Source organism: Mesorhizobium sp. WSM4308 (genome assembly GCF_002294905.1).
GTDB lineage: Bacteria > Pseudomonadota > Alphaproteobacteria > Rhizobiales > Rhizobiaceae > Mesorhizobium.
Genome location: NZ_NSFW01000022.1, coordinates 120,351 through 138,730 on the forward strand (window position 1 = coordinate 120,351; position 18,380 = coordinate 138,730).

General features: G+C 62.9%; 19 protein-coding genes. 4 read left to right on the plus strand and 15 right to left on the minus strand.

Going from position 1 to position 18,380, the window contains the following annotated elements:
- Positions 1-2: 2 nt before the first annotated feature.
- From CK227_RS31565 to CK227_RS31580, 4 genes are all read right to left on the minus strand, one after another.
- Positions 3-1,217, minus strand: coding sequence for an arginine deiminase (locus CK227_RS31565; protein WP_095775417.1), 1,215 nt, complete (start codon positions 1,215-1,217; stop codon positions 3-5).
- Between the two features lie 27 nt (positions 1,218-1,244).
- Positions 1,245-2,768 (minus strand): arginine-ornithine antiporter, encoded by a 1,524-nt coding sequence (gene arcD, locus CK227_RS31570; RefSeq protein ID WP_245318327.1) that lies wholly within the window; start codon positions 2,766-2,768, stop codon positions 1,245-1,247.
- A gap of 179 nt (positions 2,769-2,947) precedes the next feature.
- Positions 2,948-3,478, minus strand: coding sequence for a cytochrome b/b6 domain-containing protein (locus tag CK227_RS31575; protein WP_095775419.1), 531 nt, complete (start codon positions 3,476-3,478; stop codon positions 2,948-2,950).
- Between the two features lie 43 nt (positions 3,479-3,521).
- Entirely contained in the window at positions 3,522-3,800 is a 279-nt protein-coding gene (locus tag CK227_RS31580) for a PepSY domain-containing protein (RefSeq protein ID WP_095775420.1), read from the minus strand.
- A gap of 260 nt (positions 3,801-4,060) precedes the next feature.
- On the opposite strand from CK227_RS31580, the gene CK227_RS31585 reads away from it, so the two are divergent.
- Positions 4,061-4,558: a sulfocyanin-like copper-binding protein gene (locus CK227_RS31585; protein WP_095775421.1), complete on the plus strand. Its 498-nt coding sequence runs from the start codon at positions 4,061-4,063 to the stop codon at positions 4,556-4,558.
- A 196-nt stretch (positions 4,559-4,754) separates the two neighbouring features.
- On the plus strand, positions 4,755-5,738 hold the full coding sequence (locus CK227_RS31590; RefSeq protein WP_095775442.1) for a zinc-dependent alcohol dehydrogenase family protein: 984 nt from the start codon (positions 4,755-4,757) through the stop codon (positions 5,736-5,738).
- 14 nt (positions 5,739-5,752) lie between these two features.
- Here CK227_RS31590 and CK227_RS31595 read toward each other — a convergent pair whose 3' ends face one another.
- The 5 genes from CK227_RS31595 to CK227_RS31615 form a co-directional block, all read right to left on the minus strand.
- Entirely contained in the window at positions 5,753-6,343 is a 591-nt protein-coding gene (locus tag CK227_RS31595) for an NAD(P)H-dependent oxidoreductase (RefSeq protein WP_095775422.1), read from the minus strand.
- A gap of 32 nt (positions 6,344-6,375) precedes the next feature.
- A complete protein-coding gene (locus CK227_RS31600; RefSeq protein WP_095775423.1) occupies positions 6,376-6,762 on the minus strand; it encodes a hypothetical protein in 387 nt (128 codons plus the stop codon).
- Between the two features lie 87 nt (positions 6,763-6,849).
- Positions 6,850-8,100 (minus strand): MgtC/SapB family protein, encoded by a 1,251-nt coding sequence (locus CK227_RS31605; RefSeq protein WP_095775424.1) that lies wholly within the window; start codon positions 8,098-8,100, stop codon positions 6,850-6,852.
- Positions 8,101-8,114: 14 nt separating this feature from the next.
- Positions 8,115-8,564 (minus strand): thioredoxin TrxC, encoded by a 450-nt coding sequence (gene trxC / locus CK227_RS31610; RefSeq protein WP_095775425.1) that lies wholly within the window; start codon positions 8,562-8,564, stop codon positions 8,115-8,117.
- Between the two features lie 27 nt (positions 8,565-8,591).
- Positions 8,592-10,445, minus strand: a complete 1,854-nt coding sequence (locus CK227_RS31615; protein WP_095775443.1) for a heavy metal translocating P-type ATPase — start codon at positions 10,443-10,445, stop codon at positions 8,592-8,594.
- Positions 10,446-10,611: 166 nt separating this feature from the next.
- Between CK227_RS31615 and CK227_RS31620 the strand changes: the two genes are divergently transcribed.
- The gene (locus CK227_RS31620) at positions 10,612-13,293 is read left to right on the plus strand and encodes a bifunctional acetate--CoA ligase family protein/GNAT family N-acetyltransferase (RefSeq protein WP_095775426.1); all 2,682 of its coding nucleotides are present in this window, start codon (positions 10,612-10,614) and stop codon (positions 13,291-13,293) included.
- A gap of 19 nt (positions 13,294-13,312) precedes the next feature.
- Here the strand turns inward: CK227_RS31620 and CK227_RS31625 are convergent, their stop codons facing one another.
- Positions 13,313-14,806 (minus strand): bifunctional aminoglycoside phosphotransferase/ATP-binding protein, encoded by a 1,494-nt coding sequence (locus CK227_RS31625; RefSeq protein ID WP_245318329.1) that lies wholly within the window; start codon positions 14,804-14,806, stop codon positions 13,313-13,315.
- 113 nt (positions 14,807-14,919) lie between these two features.
- Positions 14,920-15,318, minus strand: coding sequence for a cytochrome c (locus CK227_RS31630; RefSeq protein WP_095775427.1), 399 nt, complete (start codon positions 15,316-15,318; stop codon positions 14,920-14,922).
- A 168-nt stretch (positions 15,319-15,486) separates the two neighbouring features.
- Here CK227_RS31630 and CK227_RS31635 point away from each other — a divergent pair, with 168 nt between their 5' ends.
- Positions 15,487-16,323, plus strand: coding sequence for a universal stress protein (locus tag CK227_RS31635; RefSeq protein ID WP_095775428.1), 837 nt, complete (start codon positions 15,487-15,489; stop codon positions 16,321-16,323).
- 72 nt (positions 16,324-16,395) lie between these two features.
- Here the strand turns inward: CK227_RS31635 and CK227_RS31640 are convergent, their stop codons facing one another.
- The 4 genes from CK227_RS31640 to CK227_RS31655 form a co-directional block, all read right to left on the minus strand.
- A complete protein-coding gene (locus tag CK227_RS31640; protein WP_095775429.1) occupies positions 16,396-16,842 on the minus strand; it encodes a pyridoxamine 5'-phosphate oxidase family protein in 447 nt (148 codons plus the stop codon).
- Positions 16,842-17,549, minus strand: a complete 708-nt coding sequence (locus tag CK227_RS31645; protein ID WP_095775430.1) for a phosphoribosyltransferase — start codon at positions 17,547-17,549, stop codon at positions 16,842-16,844. Before CK227_RS31645 ends, CK227_RS31640 begins: the two co-directional genes overlap by 1 nt.
- A 3-nt stretch (positions 17,550-17,552) precedes the next feature.
- Positions 17,553-17,987: a DUF2267 domain-containing protein gene (locus tag CK227_RS31650; protein ID WP_095775431.1), complete on the minus strand. Its 435-nt coding sequence runs from the start codon at positions 17,985-17,987 to the stop codon at positions 17,553-17,555.
- A gap of 64 nt (positions 17,988-18,051) precedes the next feature.
- On the minus strand, positions 18,052-18,380 hold a 329-nt coding region (locus tag CK227_RS31655), incomplete at its 5' end, for an aminotransferase class I/II-fold pyridoxal phosphate-dependent enzyme (protein ID WP_143750552.1).

The following is an 18,380-nucleotide window of genomic DNA, read 5'->3' on the forward strand; positions in this document are numbered from 1 at the left end:
GTTCAGATCGGGTCGCGCACAATCGGGCAGGTCATGCAGTGCCCGCCGCCTCGGCCGCGGCTGAGTTCGGCGCCTTCGACCGTGATCACTTCAATCCCGGCACGGCGCAGCAGTGTGTTGGTGTAGACGTTGCGGTCGTAGCCGATGACCACGCCGGGCTCGACCGCAACGACGTTGTTGCCATCATCCCATTGCTCGCGCTCGGCCTCGTAGCGGTCGCCGCCGGTGGCGATGATGCGCAGCGACTTCAGACCAAGGGCTTCCGCAACCACCGTCGTGAACGGCTTTGCCTCATCGGTGACCTCGACGGCCGTCTCTCCATCGCCAGGCCGCAGTGAGAAAGTGCGCATCCGGTCGACCACCGGCGGATACAACGTGACAAGGTCGCGATCGCAGAAAGTGAAGACGGTGTCGAGATGCATGAAACTTCGGTCCCTGGGCATCAGCGCAGCAATCACACGCGTCGCCTCGCCGGAGGCAAACAGGCTGCGCGCGAGATCGCCGACGGCTTGCGGCGTGGTGCGCTCGCCCATGCCGACGAGAACCGCTCCACCACCGATCGGCATGACGTCGCCGCCTTCCAGGCTGGTTCCTGTTCCCAGATCCGGTGAAACAAAGGGCACCCCGCTGTCGCGGAAGCGGGGATGGAAGCGGTAGACGGCTTCGACATTGGCCGCCTCCGGGCGCCTTGCAGGCCAATACATGGAATTGACCGAGACCGACCCGTAAATCCAGCAGGAGCTGTCACGCGTGAAAAGCTGGTTCGGCAGCGGCGGCACTACGAAATCTTGAGGAGCGAGCGTCCTTCCGGTCAGGCCTTTGGGTTCGAAAGGAAGCTCTGCCCGGGCAATGCCGCCGACAAGGCAGGACGACAATTGCTCCGATGACATCTCGTTGAGCCATCCCCGCAGTTCGCCGACCATGTCCAGCCCGACGACGCCGGGATGAATCCGGCGGTCGAGGAGCCAGTCGCGCGCCTTGCTCAGGCGCATTGTCTCAGCCAGGAGTTCCCCGAAGGAATGCACCAGCACGCCGCGTTCGCGCAAGGAATCGACGAAGACGTCGTGCTCGTGGCGGGCCCGCTTGACCCACAGCACGTCGTCGAAGAGCAGCGCCTTGCAGTTGTCCGGTGTCAGCCTGCGTAGGCTGAGGTCCGGACGGTGGACCATCACCTCGCGCAGCCGGCCGACTTCGGAATGGACACCCAGGCTTGTCATCGCGTCAACCCTCGCACAGCGGGCCTCTCACAGCGGACTGACGGCGCCGGTCCACATCTCGTAGACCGCGAGGATGGCGACCGCGATGAGGATCCCGGCGAGAGCGGCCTCGGCGGTATGGAACACGCGCTGATTGGTTTCACGGCGCGCCCAGACGTAGAAGATGATGCCTGGGGCATAGAGGATCGCGCACATGAACAGGTAGGCCGGGCCTGCTGCATAGACGAGCCACAAGCCGTAGACCGTTGCCACCAACCCGGCCAAAAGCGGGCCAGTGCGTTGCTCGCCGCTCTCGTAGCTCTCGCCGGTCAGCGCGAGCTTGGCAGCGTAAGCTCCAGAAAAGATATAGGGAACAAGGATTGCGGCCGACGCGATGTAGAACAATGCCTGATAGGTGCTTTGCGCGAACAGCGTGATCACCAGGAAAGCCTGGACAAGGAGGTTGGTGATCAGAAGCGAGGTCGCCGGCACACCGCGATCGCTTTCACGGCCGAAGAATTTCGGCATTGTCCCATCCTTGGCGGCGACATGTGGAATTTCTGCCGCGAGCAGCGTCCAGCTCAGGAAGGCGCCAACCACCGATACCACAAGCGCGAGGTTGATCAGGATAGCGCCGAAGGGACCGACAACCGCTTCCAGCACGCCCGCCATAGACGGATTCTTCAGCACTGCGAGCTCGGGTTGGCTGAGGATGCCGAGCGACAGCAGCGACACCAGGGCGTAGAGTGCAAGACAGGTGAAGAAGCCGAGAACAGTTGCCGTGGCGATGTCCTTGCGACGTTCTGCGCGGCCGGAAAAGACGCTGGCGCCTTCGATGCCGATGAACACCCACAGGGTCACCAGCATCGTGCTCTTCACCTGTGCGGTGATCGAACCGAGACTGGCGTTGCCCAGACCGGTGAAGTCGAGCGACCAGACTTGCAGTTTGAAGGCAACCACGACAACCCCGACGAACAAGACGATCGGAGCGATCTTCGCCGCCGTGACGATGAGGTTCACGATCGCTGCCTGCCGGATACCGGCGAGAACCAGGACGTGGATCAGCCAAAGCAGGATCGATGCGCCGAGCACCGCCTGCCATGTGTTCCCATCACCGAAGGCCGGAAAGAAATAGGACAACGCGCTGAACACGATCACCGCGTAGGAGACGTTGCCGACCCAGGCGCTGATCCAGTAGCCCCAGGCACTGTTGAAGCCGATGAAGGGGCCGAAGCCGGCCTTGGCGTAGGCGTAGGGCCCTGCGTCCAGCTCGGGCTTGCGGGTGGCTAGCGATTGATAGACGAAGACCAGTGCCAGCATGCCCACGGCTGTGATCGCCCAGCCGATCAGGATGGCAAGGGGGGCGGCCCCTGCAGCCATATTTTGCGGAAGGCTGAATACGCCGGAGCCGACCATCGAACCGATCACCAGTGCGGTGAGGGCTCCTACACGAAGTTTCGTTGGCGCCGCAGTCGCGACTCTCCGAACTGGGACGTTGATATCAGTCGTAGTCATGGACGCTCTCCCTAATCTGAAGGCTCTGATGGGAGGCAATAGACAGGAAGCCAGCACCAACGGCTTTGATGCGGGTCAATAAGCCTTTGCTGAATAAAGCTGAATAAAAGAGTGGCGATGGTGTTCCGGTTTCTGGGTCGCATCGCGTGCTTTCCGAGCCATGTCGAACAGGAGCGACTGACTTGCGCCCCAGAAATCGTCCAGGGCGCAAATCGGATCCGGTCGGTTAATGGCTGTCAGGCAATGTCTGCCGGCTCGGCTTTGCGTTTTCGCCCCGTGATCATGGCCCGTACCAGGTTTTCGCGATGGCGAAAGCTTGCCAGAACGACGCCGCCTATATGGAAAAGGACCAGCAGAAGTAGGCCGTGTGCGCTGAGGCTGTGCATCGTTTCGACCCACGACACGCCGAAATAGGCGTCCGTCGTCATCAGCCAACCGGTCAGTGCGGTTGAACCCATCGCCGCGATCAGCATGAGTATCATTGCGCCGCCGGCAGGGTTGTGGCCGATGTAGCGGGCTTCGCGACCGTGCAGCAACGCCCAGAGGTAGCGCAGCACCGTTTCCGGGTCACGCACGAATTGCGAGAAGCGCGCATAGGGTGTGCCAAGGACACCCCACACGAGCCGCGTCACGACCAGCCCGGCAGCAGTGTAGCCAGCCCAATAGTGGACGTCCTCCGAAGAATGGGAAGTGAGCCAGGCCGTGACGAAGCTGAGCACCAGCGCCCAGTGAAAGCCTCGCACGACTCGGTCCCAGACGCGCACCATCTCCAGCGATGGTTGCGCGTCCGCCGCTATTGAAGCGTTCCGGTCAGTTTTCGCCGGCTTCGGCATTATCGAGCTTTTCAAGGGTCTCGGCATTGTAGGCGAGATTCACTTTCTTGCCGGCCTTGTCGACTGCGTAGACTTCATAGCAACCCTTCTCGACCTTGATCTGGCGGACGGTGAGACCTTCGCCGGTCAATTGCGCCTCGAGCGTTGCCTTGGGCTTGAACTGTGATTTCGGCGCGGTGCTGCAGCTGCCGCCAGCAGCGAGCGCCGGTCCTGCAAGCATGCCGGCGAGCGCGGCGAGGACGAGTGTGCGATACATAATGGCTCCATTCGAGAGGTTGGGCGCTGATGTTGCGCCTTGAGGGGTGGATTTCGACCGGTTCGGCCAGACGGCGGTATGACCGTCATTGGTGCGGGATAGCCAATTCAACCTGACAACTGGCTGACAGCGGCTTCGGCATCGCCGATCGGGCTCACCGCCGGTCGGTTTGATTTGGCGCAAGGATCGCGGGTGGCGCCGCGAGCAGGATGGTGGCCGGGATACAGAGCGCTTCTGCTACTATCCCAAGGAGAAAAGTCATGAAAACCATGTTGAGGAGAGCTTCGCTTGGGCTTGCCGCCATAATGCTTATGCTCGGCAGCGCCAGCGCGACCCGGGCTGCTTCGATTGTCCAGGTCTCTTTGTGGGACAAGGGGGCAAGCGTGCAAATGCCCATGGGGCTCGCTTATGCGACGCCCGGGATCGATCTTTCGAAGGCCACCATGGGTATGAAGGCTTCCCCCGGAGCGGTGAAGGCCGGGGAGGTCACATTCAACGTGAAAAATGACTCCAAGGACACCGTTCACGAAATGATCGTCATGTATCTTGCCGATCCCGGCAAGCCGCTTCCCTATCTGGATGCCGAGAACCGGGTCGACGAAGACAAAGCAGGCGACAAGGGCGAGGTTTCAGAGCTCGATCCCGGCAAATCAGGCGCATTGACCGTCGAACTGAAGGCTGGAAAATACCTGCTTGTCTGCAACGTACCGGGTCACTATGGAGCCGGCATGTGGACCGAATTCACTGTCGATCCATAGGCCTTGAACCTGGCGACCCTGCGATTGTCGCAGTTTTTGAAAGCTCGCCGGGATCGCCGGTCCTGTCGGTTTGGCTGCCGCAGGACGGCAAGGTTGCGACCGAAGGGAAGGTCAACGGTTGGGCCGAGCGTTGGCTCGACGAAACAGACGGATTGGGCGGTCTGGGCATTTTTTCCTGCGGCGTATGGAGCGCGTCATGAAAGCGATGGTGCTCGAAAAGGTCGGCGCCCCCTTGAAGCTGGTCGACAGGCCCGATCCCATGCCTGGGACGGGCGAGATAAGGCTGAAGGTCGAGGCATGCGCTGTCTGTCGCACTGATCTGCACGTGATTGATGGGGATCTGCGTCATCCAAAACTGCCGCTCATTCCGGGTCACGAAATCGTCGGCATCGTCGATTCTGTGGGCAAGGGCGTCGCGCGGTCCAGGGTGGGGCGCCGAGTTGGCGTACCTTGGCTCGGTCACACTTGCGGGCATTGTCCCTACTGCCTCGCAGGGAGTGAAAACCTTTGCGATCAGCCGGATTTCACGGGCTACACGCGCGATGGCGGCTTCGCCAGCCATGTCATTGCGGACGCGCAATTCGCTTTCGATCTGGACCGGGATGCCGATCCCGTATCGCTGGCGCCGTTGCTTTGCGCTGGCCTGATCGGCTGGCGATGCCTGAAGAAGGCCGGTGACGGCAAGCGGCTCGGGATCTACGGCTTCGGCGCTGCCGCGCATATCGTCGCCCAGATCGCGATCTGGCAAGGTCGTGAGATCTTCGCTGTCACCCGGCCGGGTGACAAGCAAGCACAGGAATTTGCTCGTTCGCTCGGAGCGACCTGGGCGGGCGGGTCTGATGAACTTCCGCCAAGGCTGCTCGATGCAGCGATCATCTTCGCTCCCGTCGGTGACCTGGTGCCGATCGCGCTTGGCGCTGTCCGCAAGGGCGGCAGGGTGGTTTGCGGCGGCATCCACATGAGCGACATTCCGGCGATGGCCTATGAGTTGCTCTGGCAAGAGCGTGAACTGGTGTCGGTGGCAAACCTGACGCGCGGCGACGCGGAAGAGTTCTTTCCCATTGCCAGGCGCGCCCAGGTGCACACGCACACCAAGGTGTACCCGCTGGAACAGGCCAACCAGGCACTGGGCGATCTGAGGCAAGGCAGATTGAGCGGCGCCGCCGTCCTGGTGCCGTGATTGACAGTCGAGAATTATCCGGCCCGTCCTCCCAGACCGCGCATTTGCCGGATCCACTTCGCACGGGTCGCATCGCCGGCGCCGGCGACCATGCCGAACAATGTCTCACGCACCGGACTGATGCCGACGAAATGCAGGATGCTCCGCCGCATGCCGGCCAGGCCATGTCCAAGGAACCACAGGCGGTAGAGAACGGCAGGCATGCCCATCGTCACCACGACGCGTGCGGAGCGGCCGCGAAGCAATGTCTTGGTGAAGCCGCCGCCCTTGTCCGGGTAGGCAAAGGCGGTTCCCGGCCGCATGACCTGTTCCAGGAATGCCTTGAGCATGGCCGGCATGGTTCCGAGCCACAGTGGAAAGACAAAGACGATGTGCTCGGCCCAGACGATCGCGTCGGCGGCCTCCCTGAGGCCGGCGGGAACCGCACCATGCTCGAACTCCTGCATTGTACGCAGCATTGGAAAATCGAGCGCCGCCAGATCGACCCGGCGCACGGCGTGTCCCGCCTTCTCCGCGCCATCGCCATAGGCTTTGGCAAGGCCGCGGCAGAGCCGCTCGGGGAACGGGTCGGGATGGCCGACCACAATGAGGATGCGTCGCGGCATGGTCTACTCGCAGCAAATCTGTCGTCGCGGCGTCAAGGCCGCTCGACCCGTGCCACCTGGTAGGTGTGCATGGCGCCGTTGCGCTCGATCGACACATATTCGCCGGTCACGAACCGTTCGTCGCCGAGATGAAAGCCGATTTCGTCGTCGCGATCGCCTTCGGCGTAGTCGAAATACCATTGTCCGCCCGGCTTGCGCCTCAGTCTGCCGATCAGGTCCTCCTCGCCGGTGCGGAAGCGGCGAACGCGACAGGAAGCCCTGTGCGATTTCCACTCTTCCGCATCGATCCGGCCTTCGCCGGTCAGCGGAGCCAGCACGTCGTAGCCCTCTTCGCGGTCGCCTTCCGGGTGACCCTTTTCACGGGCCAGCAGCAGCCGGACGTGGCGGAATTTGGGGGTGAGATCCTTCAGACTGGTCATGGCAAACTCCTTTACGGAGTTTCATAGAGCGGTGGCTGGACCTGGCCCTTGATCCGCATCAAACAAAACCCGGTCGCCGCGCGTCTTTCAGGTGCCGAGCAACAGCATGGCGCCGTAGCCGGCGGCCGCAGCGGCCAGGGTTGCGCCGGCCAGAGGCACCCAGAATCTGACCGGACCGGCAAATACCGCGAGCGACAGCCGGCCGACAGCATTTGCCGCCAGCGCCGCGAGCACGGCCCGGCCCACCGTCTCGATGGACACGGAATGCTTGACCAGGCGCAACGCGCCGAGCACCGCAACATCGACATCGAACGTACCTGCAAGCGCCGAACTCGCCAGCAAGCCGCGCCCGCCGAATTGGGCGGCCAATCCGGCGCTCGCGGTCGCGACGATCGCGAAGAGCAAGGCGAAGAGCAGCAATGGGCCAAGTTCGAAGGGATTGCGTGCCATGGCGCTCCCTTCGCCATTCCCTCTATCGCGGGTCAGCAGCAATGCGCCGCAGGCAGCGAAGACGAGGGCAGCCGCGATGGCCGGAATGCCGACCCAGGCGAAGACGCTCGGCTCGATGATCAGAACCACGGCGCAGACGCGGAGCACGGAAACCAATGCAGCCAATGATCCCGCTCCTGCGAGCGAAAGCGGGTTGCTTGCCGAAGCGGCGTTGCGGGCAAGCGCCAAGGTCACGGCGGTGGACGAGACGATCGCCCCGGCGAGCGAACTGACGAGCAGGCCGCGCGTATTTCCCAGAATACGAACAGCCACATAGCCAGCGAACGAAATCGAGGCCATCAGCACCGTCAGGAACCAGACCTCCCACGGATTGAAACCTCCCCACGGGTCCATCGTCCGGTTCGGCAGCAAGGGCAGGACGATCGCCGTCATCACCGCCAGGATGAGAGCCGATCGCAGTTCGATCCAGGTCAGTCGCTTCAGCAGGCCGTGCAGCACCTCTCGGCTGGCCAGGATTGCCGCCAATGCCGCACCGCCGGCGGCAGCCGCCCGATAGTCGTCGGTGACCGAAAGCGCGCCCAGCGCAAAAACGCCAAGCCCCGCGATCACGCTCGTGACACTGAAATCCTCGTCATGGGCAGCTTCGCGCGCCTTGTACCAGGCAAAGATTGCGGCAAAGGCGATGAACCCGCCGACCAGCACCGATACTGCACCGAGTGCGTTGGCAAGTGCGGCCAGAACGCCGCCGAGCAGGCCGGATATGCCAAAGGTGCGAATGCCCGCCGTGCGGCTGCGATCGGGCGCCTCCCGCTCGCGCCAGCCACGTTCCAGTCCAACGAGCAAGCCAATTGCCAGGGCCAGTCCGAGCCGGGCGATAAGCGGATCCATTGCCGCTGCGGCTTTCAGGCGGCGACCGTCGACAGACGGTCGCGAACCCACCTGACGATCTGGCCTGCCGTCATTGCGCCTGATGTGCGCGCGATTTCACGCCCGCCATGGAAGAGGATCATCGTCGGGATGCCGCGAATGCCGAGCCTTGCCGCAACACCCTGCTCATTGTCTGAGTTGAGCTTGAGCAGGCGAACATGTGGCTCCAGTTCGCGCGCCGCCGCTTCGTAGGCCGGAGCCATCATCTTGCACGGGCCACACCATGGTGCCCAGATGTCGACGACAACGGGAATACTGCTGCGCGCAATCTCGTGGTCGAACGCCTTGGCGTCGACGTCCAGCGGGTGACCTGAAAACAGCCTGTTCCCGCACTTTCCGCATTTGGCCTCGTCGGCATTGCGCGCCGGCGGCAGGCGATTGACCCCGCCGCATTTGCCGCAAACCACCAGATTCTGCTGTGCCATGCCCGTTCACCGATCCGTTGTTGTCCACTATGCGCGCCGGAGACGTCCGTCGCCAAGGGCGCGCAGTGCGTTCAAGATGACCGCCACGTCGATCCCTTCCTGAAGCAATGCACCTGCCACCGGTGCGATCTGCCCCATGGCCGCCGCAGCCATTGCCACACCCGAGAGCGCCAGCCCGACAACGATGCTCTGCAGGGCGATCGCACGCGTCCGTCGGGCGATCCGCACCGCCTCGGCGACAGGCCCCAGCCGGTCGGTGAGAACGATGACATCGGCCGCTTCGGACGAGGCTGTCGCCCCGCGCGCGCCCATGGCGACGCCGACCGTCGCCGCGGCAAGGGCGGGCGCATCGTTGATGCCATCGCCAACCATCATTGTCGGCGCTCTTGCTTTCTCGGCCTCGACGATCGCGACCTTGTCCGCGGGAATGGCATCGGCGACGACGGCGTCCAGATCCAGCATGGAAGAGATACGCTTTGCGGCGGCACCGTCATCACCCGTCAGCAGGACCATGCGCGTGATGCCGGCCGAGCGCAGGTTGACGAGCGTGTCGTGTGCATCGGCACGCATCGCATCGCCGAAAGTAAACACGCCGGCAAGTCGTCCGCCAAGTGCGACAAAAGTCCTGAGCACCGGCTCGTCCCGGTATTTTTCTTCGCCGCTTTTCGCCCAGCCGGGCAGCGGCTTGTCGGCGAGCACGAGAGCCCGCGATCCCGCCGCGATCGCCATGTTTTCGACCCGACCCTTCAGGCCCGCGCCGCGATGCTCGCGGACATCACGCGGAGGCGAAAGCATCAGCTGTCTGCCGCGCGCCGTCCGGATGATCGAGTCGGCGAGCACATGGTGCGAGGCCTGCTCCAGGGATGCCAACAGGCGCAGCAGATGGTTCGCGTCGCGTCCGGGCGCGGCTTCGATTTCGATGAGCTCGGCGCCGCCGATGGTCAAGGTCCCCGTCTTGTCGAAGATCGCTGTTCGGGCTTGCGCGAGGGCCTCCAGGGCCGTGCTGCCTTTCATCAGGATGCCGGCCCGTGCGGCTCGCGAGACGCCGCCGATGAACGCAACAGGAGCAGCGAGGATGAGCGGGCAGGGCGTTGCGACGACCAGCACCGCAAGCGCCCTGATCGGGTCGCCGGAAATATACCAGGCGGCGCCGGAAACCAGCAGAGTGGCTGGCAACAGGAACAGGGCAAAGCGGTCCGCCATGCGAATGAACGGAGATTTCGCGGTCTGTGCTGCGGCGACCATGCGCACGATCGCTGCATAAGTGCTTTCCTCGGCGAGGGCCGAAGCCCGCATGCTGAAGGTCTCGCCCGCATTGACAGTACCGCTACGCAGCATGTCGCCCGCGGTCCGTCGTTCCGGCAGCGGCTCTCCGGTCACCGCGGACTCATCGATCGAGGCTGAAGCATCGAGCAGGATACCGTCGACCGGAAGCAGTTCGCCGGCGCGTACCAGAAGGGTGTCGCCGACAACGACCTTTTCGACAGAAATCCTTTCCGTTCCGTGTGTCGATTCGCGGTGTGCGACACGCGGTGACCGGTCGGTGAGTGCCTTGAGGTTCCGCTCGGCACGGCCGCGGGCAAAATCCTCGAGCACAGTGCCGCCGGCATACATGATGGCGACCACTATCGCGGCCAGCGGTTGTCCAAGCAGCAGCGCGGCGGACATGGACACCAACGCAATTGCATCGACACCAAAGCGGCCGATCCAGAAATCACGCAGAATGGAGATGGCGAGAGCCGCCACCACGGGCAAGGTGGCCACCGTCCAGATCGTGCCGGCATCAAAGGGCCCGAGCCCGCTTCGCCAGGCTCCGATGCCGCCAGCGAAACCTAGGATCGCGATGACCAGCAATGCGCGCCGCAGAGTGGACTCGTTCATGCGATGCCTTCCGATTTGATCGATGCCCACCAATTTTCGCTGGCACTGACGGGCGTGTCGAACTCAAGCAAACAGCTAGTCCCGATAGGCTGGTGAAGACTTTGATCCAACGCAACGAACGGGCAAGATCGACAGGCGATTATCGCTACGAACAGGAGGCATAGGGGTGACGATCCGAAATCTCGAATATGCGTTCGCTCCGAAGTCGGTCGCCATCTTCGGTGCATCAGGGCGTGACGGCTCGGTCGGCCGTGTCGTGTTCGACAACATCGTCAACGGCGGCTTTGAAGGCGAGATCTGGCCGGTCAACCCGAAATATTCTGAAATTGGAAATCGGCCGTGCTACGCCAAGACTGCCGTTCTGCCTGATATTCCGGATCTCGGTGTCATCGTCACGCCGCCGGACACGGTTCCCGGCATCGTGCGCGAGCTCGGTGACAGGGGGACGCGGGCCGCGGTCGTGATCACCGCCGGGCTTACCCGCGAGAACGGCCTGCGTCAGGCCATGCTCGACGCTGCCAAGCCCACACTGTTCCGCATCATCGGGCCGAATACGGTCGGACTGATGATCCCGCCCGTCAAACTCAACGCCGGATTTGCGCATATGGCCGCCAAGCCCGGCAACATCGCACTGCTGTCGCAGTCGGGCGCCATTGCCACGTCGCTGATCGACTGGGCAGGCGATAACAATGTCGGCTTCTCCCAGATCGTCTCGCTCGGCGACATGGCCGATGTCGATGTGGGGGACTGCCTCGACATGCTGGCGGGCGACATGCACACCCACGCCATCGTGATGTATCTCGAAACCATTCCCAATCCGCGCAAGTTCATGTCGGCGGCGCGCGCCGCCGCGCGCCTCAAGCCGGTGATCGTTATCAAATCGGGCCGGCACGAGCAGGCGGCCAAGGCCGCCGCCACCCATACCGGCGCGCTGTCCGGGGCGGATCGTGTGGTCGATGCCGCATTGCTGCGCGCAGGCATCCTGCGCGTCAAAGGCCTGGCCGAGTTGTTCGATGCGGTTGAAACGACCGCCCGCTTCGCTCCGCTGGAGCGAGCCCGCGTCGGCATCGTCACCAATGGCGGTGGCGCCGGCGTGCTTGCCGTCGACCAACTTGTCGACTGCAACGGGGAACTGGCCGAACTCGCACCGGGAACGATTGCCCGCCTGGATGCCGTCCTGCCGGCCACATGGTCGCATGCCAATCCGGTCGACATCATCGGCGACGCTCCGCCTGAGCGTTACCGGGCCGCGGTCGAGGCCATCGCGGCCGATGCCGGGACCGACGTTGTCCTGGTCATGAACTGCCCGACCGGGCTCGGCTCGCCGCTCGCCGCGGCAAGCGCGGTGGCAACGCTCGCGCAGGACGGCAAGATCGGCGGCAAACCGGTCCTGACCTGCTGGCTTGGCGAACACACGGCGCGCGAAGGGCGACGTGTTCTTCAGGACGCCGGGATTGCCAGCCTCGAGACACCCGCTGATGCCGCGACGGCCGTATCCTACCTCGCCGACTGGTCGCGAGCGCAGCGGGCCCTGCTGCGTACGCCGTCGAGCCACGGCGAGGCCGCCACGAGCGGTCGAGAAGCGGTGCTTGCCCTATTCAGGCGGGTCGCCGGGGAAGGCCGGTGCATGCTGACCGAACCCGAGGCCAAGGCGGCGATTTCCGCCTACGGCATCCCGGTGCCCGAAACGATCATCGCCAGATCCCCTGCCGAAGCGGGGAAAGCGGCGAGCCGGCTTCTCAAGACATCCGAGCAGGTCGTCGTCAAGCTGCTGTCAAAGGCGATCTCGCACAAATCGGACATTGGCGGGGTGGTGCTCGGCATAGCATCCGCGGCGGCAGCCGAGGAGGCCGCCCGCTCGGTGAAGGCCCGGTTGCGCAAGCACGACCCCCAGGCCGATATCGAGGGTTATGCCGTACAGCCGATGGTGGTGCGAAAGCAGGCTCAGGAACTGATCCTTGGTGTCAGCCGCGATCCAATTTTCGGCCCGGTTCTGCTGTTCGGGGCGGGTGGCGTCGCCGTTGAAGTGACCGACGATACCGCAATCGCGTTGCCGCCGCTCGACGACGTTCTTGCCGGTGACCTGATCGGGCAAACGCGGATCGGCCGGCTGCTCGCCGGATTCCGCGATCGCAAACCCGCGGATCGGCAGGCGATCGTCGCGGTGCTCAACGGGCTGTCGCAGATGGTCGTCGACTTTCCGTGCCTCGTATCAATGGACATCAATCCGTTGCTCGCCGACACCGACGGTGTGATCGCATTGGATGCACGCATCGAGATCGAATCGGAGCGGGTGGAAGAAGCCGGGCCGAATCCCGCACTGTGCATCCGGCCTTACCCGTCAGGTTGGGAGAAGGAAATTTCGGCAGGAGGCGCTCGCTATCGTATCCGGCCGATCAGGCCGGCGGACATTGCGCTCTATCCCGAATTCCTCGGCAGGATTTCGCCCGACGATCTGCGCCTGCGGTTTCTGTCGCCGCGCAAAGGCTTCTCCGACCAGATGTTGAAGCGGCTCACCCAGCTCGACTACGACCGCAACATGGCTTTCGTCGCATTGGACACGAGCACTGGCGCGCTGGCAGGCATCAGCCGCTTGTCCTGCGATCCCGACCACGTAAGCGCCGAATACGCATTGCTGGTGCGGACGGACTTGCAGGGTCATGGTCTGGGTTGGGAGTTGCTCAGCCAGATCATCGATTATGCAAAGGCCGACGGGATCCGCTGCATCGAAGGTATCGTGCTCAGTGAGAACAGCAAGATGCTGGCAATGTGCCGTGAATTCGGCTTCTCCATCATGCGCCTTCCGTACGAGCCGGGGCTTGTCGAGGCCAAGCTCGAACTCGGTTGAGGTCGATCATCCGCAACAGTCAGGAGGCCGTGCGCAAGGTCTCGGAAGCATCGCGCTGCCAACATCTCCTCAGTTCCGCGGCGATGTCGACGGGCTTTCGATCGGAATCGGTCCTGCGCCAACTGGCCTTGCCGGCTTTTCGCTGCAATTGACGCGAGAGGATATCCACCGTTGCATCCGAGGGACCGCCCTTGCGTTCGCTGACCCGTTGCCAAAGGACGAGTGGATCCGCCTCCAGCCAGAAACCGAAGAATGGAATACCCCGGTCTCGCGCCGCCTTCTCGATCCGCTCACGATCGGCCGGTCTGTCGAAGACCGCATCAGCTACAACCGAGCCGCCCTCGGAGAGAATCAGGCCGGCGCGCCATGCCATTTCGTTGTAGACGCGGTCGGACACATCCGGTCGGTAGGCCTTGTCCGGCAGCCTGGTCTCGGCGGGGACGCCGTGCATCGCTTTGCGGATGCGGTCGCTTTCGACTATGCGCGCTCCGGGCGGCGCACCGACGTGGGCGGCGAGCGCCTCGGCAATAGTCGTCTTGCCTGAACCACTGAGGCCGCCGATGGCAACGAGCCTCGGCGGCGTTTGCTGCAGAAATGTTCGGGCCAGTTCGAAATAGGATCGGGCCTCGGCAGTCAATTTGCCGGAATCGGCGCTGCCTTCCTCGACCTGGGTGGCTGTGACATGCGCGCGCACCGCTGCGCGCACCGCCATGAAGAAAGGCAGCAGGACAAAGCCATCCTCGTCATCGGCCTCGTCGAGGTAGCGGTTCATCACGAGATTGGCGAGCTCTGGGAAACCGCGATGCCAAAGGTCCATCAGCAAGAAGGCAAGGTCGTACAAGACATCGATGCTGGCGATCTGGTCATTGAATTCGATGCAATCGAAGAGGCGAGGCTCGCCATCGAAAAGGCAGATGTTGCGCAGGTGCAGATCGCCATGACACTGGCGGATTTTGCCCGCAGCCTCCCGGCGATCCAGCAATCCGGAATGGCGCGCGAGTGCGGTGCGGAAAGCCGCGGCAAACGTCTCGATCTCCCGCTTTGTAAAAACATGGCTGGTGCCAAAGCCGGCCTCGTTGATGTCGAGCACGCCCATCAAATTGAACGAGCCGGTGCCGTTGTGGATCTTCGGCGCGGCACGATGATATCCCACGACCATGCGTGCGACGGCCGTCATCAACGCTGGCGTCAGTTCTCCTGCGGTCGCCATCCGATCAAGGAGCCTCGACTGATCAAACCGGACCATCTCGATCACCGCATCGACCATTTGGCCGGCACCATCGAAAACGAGTTTGCCGTCGACTTCGCGGGTAATGCGCCGCACGCCCAGATAAAGGCCGGGTGCGGTCTTGGCGTTGAGTTCCACCTCTTTCTCGCAAGCGGCCAGCCTTAGTGCTGGCGTCGAGAAATCGACATAGGGCAGCTTGACCGCCCGTTTGATCTTAAAGGCACGTCCACCAATCAAGAAAATTCGCGATATATGGGTCTCGATCGCTTCGACCGGTCCCGTCATGCCATAGGAGGCGGGATCAAGCAGGAACGCGATAGCGGATTGCTGCTCGTCAACGACTATGTCCGGCCTCTTCCATGCCGGCATCGTGCTGAGACTGTTTGCGCCTTGTGCTTTCATTGCTGCAACGTCTCAACATAACCGGCCAGATCATGGATCCGTTCCCTGGTGACGATTTCCCCGGCATTCGGGCCATATTTCTTCACGTCACCGGGAAGGAATTGCCGGCCCCAGACCGGCATGTCGCGATCGCCATGCGCCGGCACCATGCCGCGACCGTCGATGACGGCAAAAACGCGCCAATAGGGGAATTCGCCGCCATTGCGCCTGGAGAGGCGCGTCAGGTCGCTCGGCCGCTTCAACAACTCGTCGCCCAACGGGCCGTCGCCCTTGCCGTCTGGGCCATGGCAGACGGCGCATGAGTTCATATATTCCACCTTGCCGTTGCCGAGTTCCTGGGCGCCAGCCGCGTTGAGGGCCAATCCCGCCAGAATCGCCGCGATCAGGAATTTCATCTGCGTTTCCCCGATTGATCGACCGAAACTACAGCGTTGGCTTCCCCGCACGTTGACACGGATCAAATGCCGCCACTCCGGTGTTTGACTCAGCGCAATGAAATCACCGGGCGCCGCCGCTAATGACTGACATCACGACTGAACCTTCACTCGAAATCAGGAGTCGGCGTGACTTTCAGGACACTGCTTACAGTTACCGGGCCGAACCAGGGCGGGGGCGATCTGAAGCTCGCCGCTGACCTGTGCGAACAGATCGATGCGCACCTTTCCGTGCTCGTCCTCGAGATTGCCGCACCGCCCTCGGGTGGTGAGTATGCTGCTGTCGTCTCGCCAGCCTGGCTGGAGGAGCGGCAGGCCGAGCTGAAGAGGCTTGAGAAACGAATTTCGGATGTCGCCGCCTTTCTTTCCCGAAGTGCGGTATCGGCTGATCTGAGTGACGACTATCCCGACATTGGATGGGCCGACGACGTGATCGGGAGGCGTGCTCGCTACGCCGATCTGACCATTCTGGGGCCGGATCTGCTGGCCGGCCACACTTTGAAGGATAAGGTCATCGAGGGCGTCTTGTTCTCATCGGGAAAGCCCATGCTCGTGGTTCCCGAGGGCTCGCGGCCAACGCTGACACCGAAACGCATCCTGGTCGCATGGGACGCTCGCCTTGAGTCATCGCGCGCTGTTCGCGAGTCGCTGGATCTGCTGAAAGGCGCCGATGACGTGCGCCTCGTGATGGTCGATCCGTTGGAGGGCGAATTCCATCACGGGGCCGAACCGGGGGCCGATGCCGCGACCTATCTTGCCCGGCACGGCGTGAAGGTTACGGTTGACCGGCTGCCGAGCTCGAACCATTCGGTTGCCGAAGTGCTTCGCCAGCATGCCGGCGACGTTGCGGCCGAGCTGATGGTCATGGGTGCCTACGGTCATTCCCGGTTGCGCGAACGCGTTTTCGGCGGCGTCACCAAGTCGATGCTTGAGGGGCAATCGCTGCCGGTCTTGATGGCGCGGTAGCGGTTCGCACGAGGAAAAAGCGGGCCGGTGCGGTTTGCGCCGGCCCGCTCCCATTCTTGAAGGGTCGCGTATCTACTCGCTCGCCTCTCGCCCGGAGACCTGCTCGATCAGAATCCGGAAGAAAACATGCGGTGCATTGTCGGCAGCGGGAGGCGCGACCGGCTTGAGTGAGCCGGGTTCCCACCAGTCGGTGTGCTTGCTCAACACAGACCAGGCATGATCCCGCTGAAGCTTGTACCCGATACGATCCGGCAGCTCTTCATATCGACCATCGACAATGACGCTTCTCCATCCTCGGCCCTGCCCGTGTTCGTCGACCTGGACCGACACCAGCGGATTGGCCCGCATCCATTCGATTTTTTTGCCTGGCATGGAAAAAGCATAAAGATGAGCATCCGAATGGGCATAGTAGAGGGGCACGACGTAGGGCTGCCCGTCCTTCGCGCATGCCAGGCGGCCAACACGATTGGCCGTCAGGATTTTCGTGCATTCCAAGGCAGAAAGCGTGCGGACCAGCATCAATGTGATCTCCTGTTCTTCTCTGCCGCCGACCCGTCGCCCACCATATGGCGCTTGCGGGTCTTGTACAGCCGGCCAGCCTCATCCAGCGCGGCTGTCACTTCACTGTCGGAAAGCTGCGGGAACCGCAGGTAGTGATAACCCAATGCACGGAACCGCCCTGGCTGGCTAAGACATACCACGCGATCGGCCTCCGTCGCCAAATCGGCCAATGTATCCGGAGGAGACACCGGAACCGCCACGATGATCTCCCTGGGCGCCCGGTGCCTGAGCGCGCGTATGGCGACTTTCATGGTCGTTCCGGTTGCTGCCCCGTCGTCGACGAGGATCACCGTTTTACCTCCTACTGACAACGACCTGCGATTACCCTTGTAGGCGAGGCGCCGACGTTCGAGTTCCGGGCGTTCGAGAGCGACCAGCGAGGCAAGTTCGGCATCGTCGAGCGCATAAGCCTCGACGATCTCCCGGTTGAGCACGACGTCGGGTGGATTGCCATCCACGACAGCGGCTACCGCCAGTTCCGCGTTGCCCGGGGCACCGACTTTGCGGACGACGAGTACGTCGAGAGGCGCGCCCAGGGCTTTGGCGACTTCGGCGGCGACAGGAACCCCACCGCGAGGCAGCGCGAGAACGACCGGCTGGCAAAGATCGAGCCCGGCCAATTCGATGCCGAGTCTCTCTCCTGCCTGCTTACGGTCGCGAAACATTGTTCAATCCGCCGGCCAGAGTTCGCGAAGGGACTTCTTCATCGAGTTTCTCACCTGAGTGATCTCACCATGCGATATATGGCGATCGAGCAGCTTGAACACCGCCCTGATGGCGACGTCGAAATCGACGTCGTCATCGTAGCCGAAGCTGTTCCTGACGCAGAGGACAAAATCACGCTTCTTGCGCTCATGCCCAGGCGCCGATGGGGCCCAGCCCTCGAAGTATATGCCGCGAATCAAAACGGGCAGTTGCGCCGAGAAATCGGCCGTTTCCGCCGGCGGCAACCAATCTCGCATCGCGTGCAGAACGGACCTTAGAAGCCGGCATGCACTTGGCTCGCTCCAGCGGAGATCAGCGGCGAGCTCTTTTACCCACTGCTGTGCCTGCTGCGCAGCGTGGGTGAAGCCGGAAAAAGAGGTGTGGGACATGTGGCTCATGGTTCTACTCCCTAAAATTCAGAGGAAGCCGAAATGGATGAAGACGACTGAGCACATGGCCGCTTCAGCCTCCGGCCTTCGCCATGATCAGCGGAACGATCCGATCGCTCTTCGCAACAACGGGCCGTCCTGCCGAGCCGTAGGGAATGCCGAGCGCATCCCAGGTCTCGACCAGCGCGTCCTGCAGCTCGGCGATCAGCGCATCGGAATGGAACGGTGTCGGCGTGATGCGCAGACGTTCGGTGCCGCGCGGCACGGTCGGGTAATTGATCGGCTGGATGTAGATGCCGTGCACGCCGAGCAGGCGGTCGCTGGCCATCTTGCAGAGTTCGGGATCGCCGACCAGCACCGGCACGATATGGGTTGGCGAGTCCATCACCGGCAGGCCGGCGG

Coding starts and splice junctions, on each gene's coding strand:
- CK227_RS31565 (WP_095775417.1), bottom strand. CDS start 1,217: ATGACAAGCCTGGGTGTCCATTCCGAAGTCGGCCGGCTGCGCGAGGTG.
- CK227_RS31615 (WP_095775443.1), bottom strand. CDS start 10,445: ATGAACGAGTCCACTCTGCGGCGCGCATTGCTGGTCATCGCGATCCTA.
- CK227_RS31605 (WP_095775424.1), bottom strand. CDS start 8,100: ATGGATCCGCTTATCGCCCGGCTCGGACTGGCCCTGGCAATTGGCTTG.
- CK227_RS31585 (WP_095775421.1), top strand. CDS start 4,061: ATGAAAACCATGTTGAGGAGAGCTTCGCTTGGGCTTGCCGCCATAATG.
- CK227_RS31590 (WP_095775442.1), top strand. CDS start 4,755: ATGAAAGCGATGGTGCTCGAAAAGGTCGGCGCCCCCTTGAAGCTGGTC.
- CK227_RS31650 (WP_095775431.1), bottom strand. CDS start 17,987: ATGAGCCACATGTCCCACACCTCTTTTTCCGGCTTCACCCACGCTGCG.
- CK227_RS31600 (WP_095775423.1), bottom strand. CDS start 6,762: ATGACCAGTCTGAAGGATCTCACCCCCAAATTCCGCCACGTCCGGCTG.
- CK227_RS31595 (WP_095775422.1), bottom strand. CDS start 6,343: ATGCCGCGACGCATCCTCATTGTGGTCGGCCATCCCGACCCGTTCCCC.
- CK227_RS31630 (WP_095775427.1), bottom strand. CDS start 15,318: ATGAAATTCCTGATCGCGGCGATTCTGGCGGGATTGGCCCTCAACGCG.
- CK227_RS31580 (WP_095775420.1), bottom strand. CDS start 3,800: ATGTATCGCACACTCGTCCTCGCCGCGCTCGCCGGCATGCTTGCAGGA.
- trxC (WP_095775425.1), bottom strand. CDS start 8,564: ATGGCACAGCAGAATCTGGTGGTTTGCGGCAAATGCGGCGGGGTCAAT.
- CK227_RS31625 (WP_245318329.1), bottom strand. CDS start 14,806: ATGACGGGACCGGTCGAAGCGATCGAGACCCATATATCGCGAATTTTC.
- CK227_RS31575 (WP_095775419.1), bottom strand. CDS start 3,478: ATGGTGCGCGTCTGGGACCGAGTCGTGCGAGGCTTTCACTGGGCGCTG.
- CK227_RS31640 (WP_095775429.1), bottom strand. CDS start 16,842: ATGCTGGTCCGCACGCTTTCTGCCTTGGAATGCACGAAAATCCTGACG.
- CK227_RS31645 (WP_095775430.1), bottom strand. CDS start 17,549: ATGTTTCGCGACCGTAAGCAGGCAGGAGAGAGACTCGGCATCGAATTG.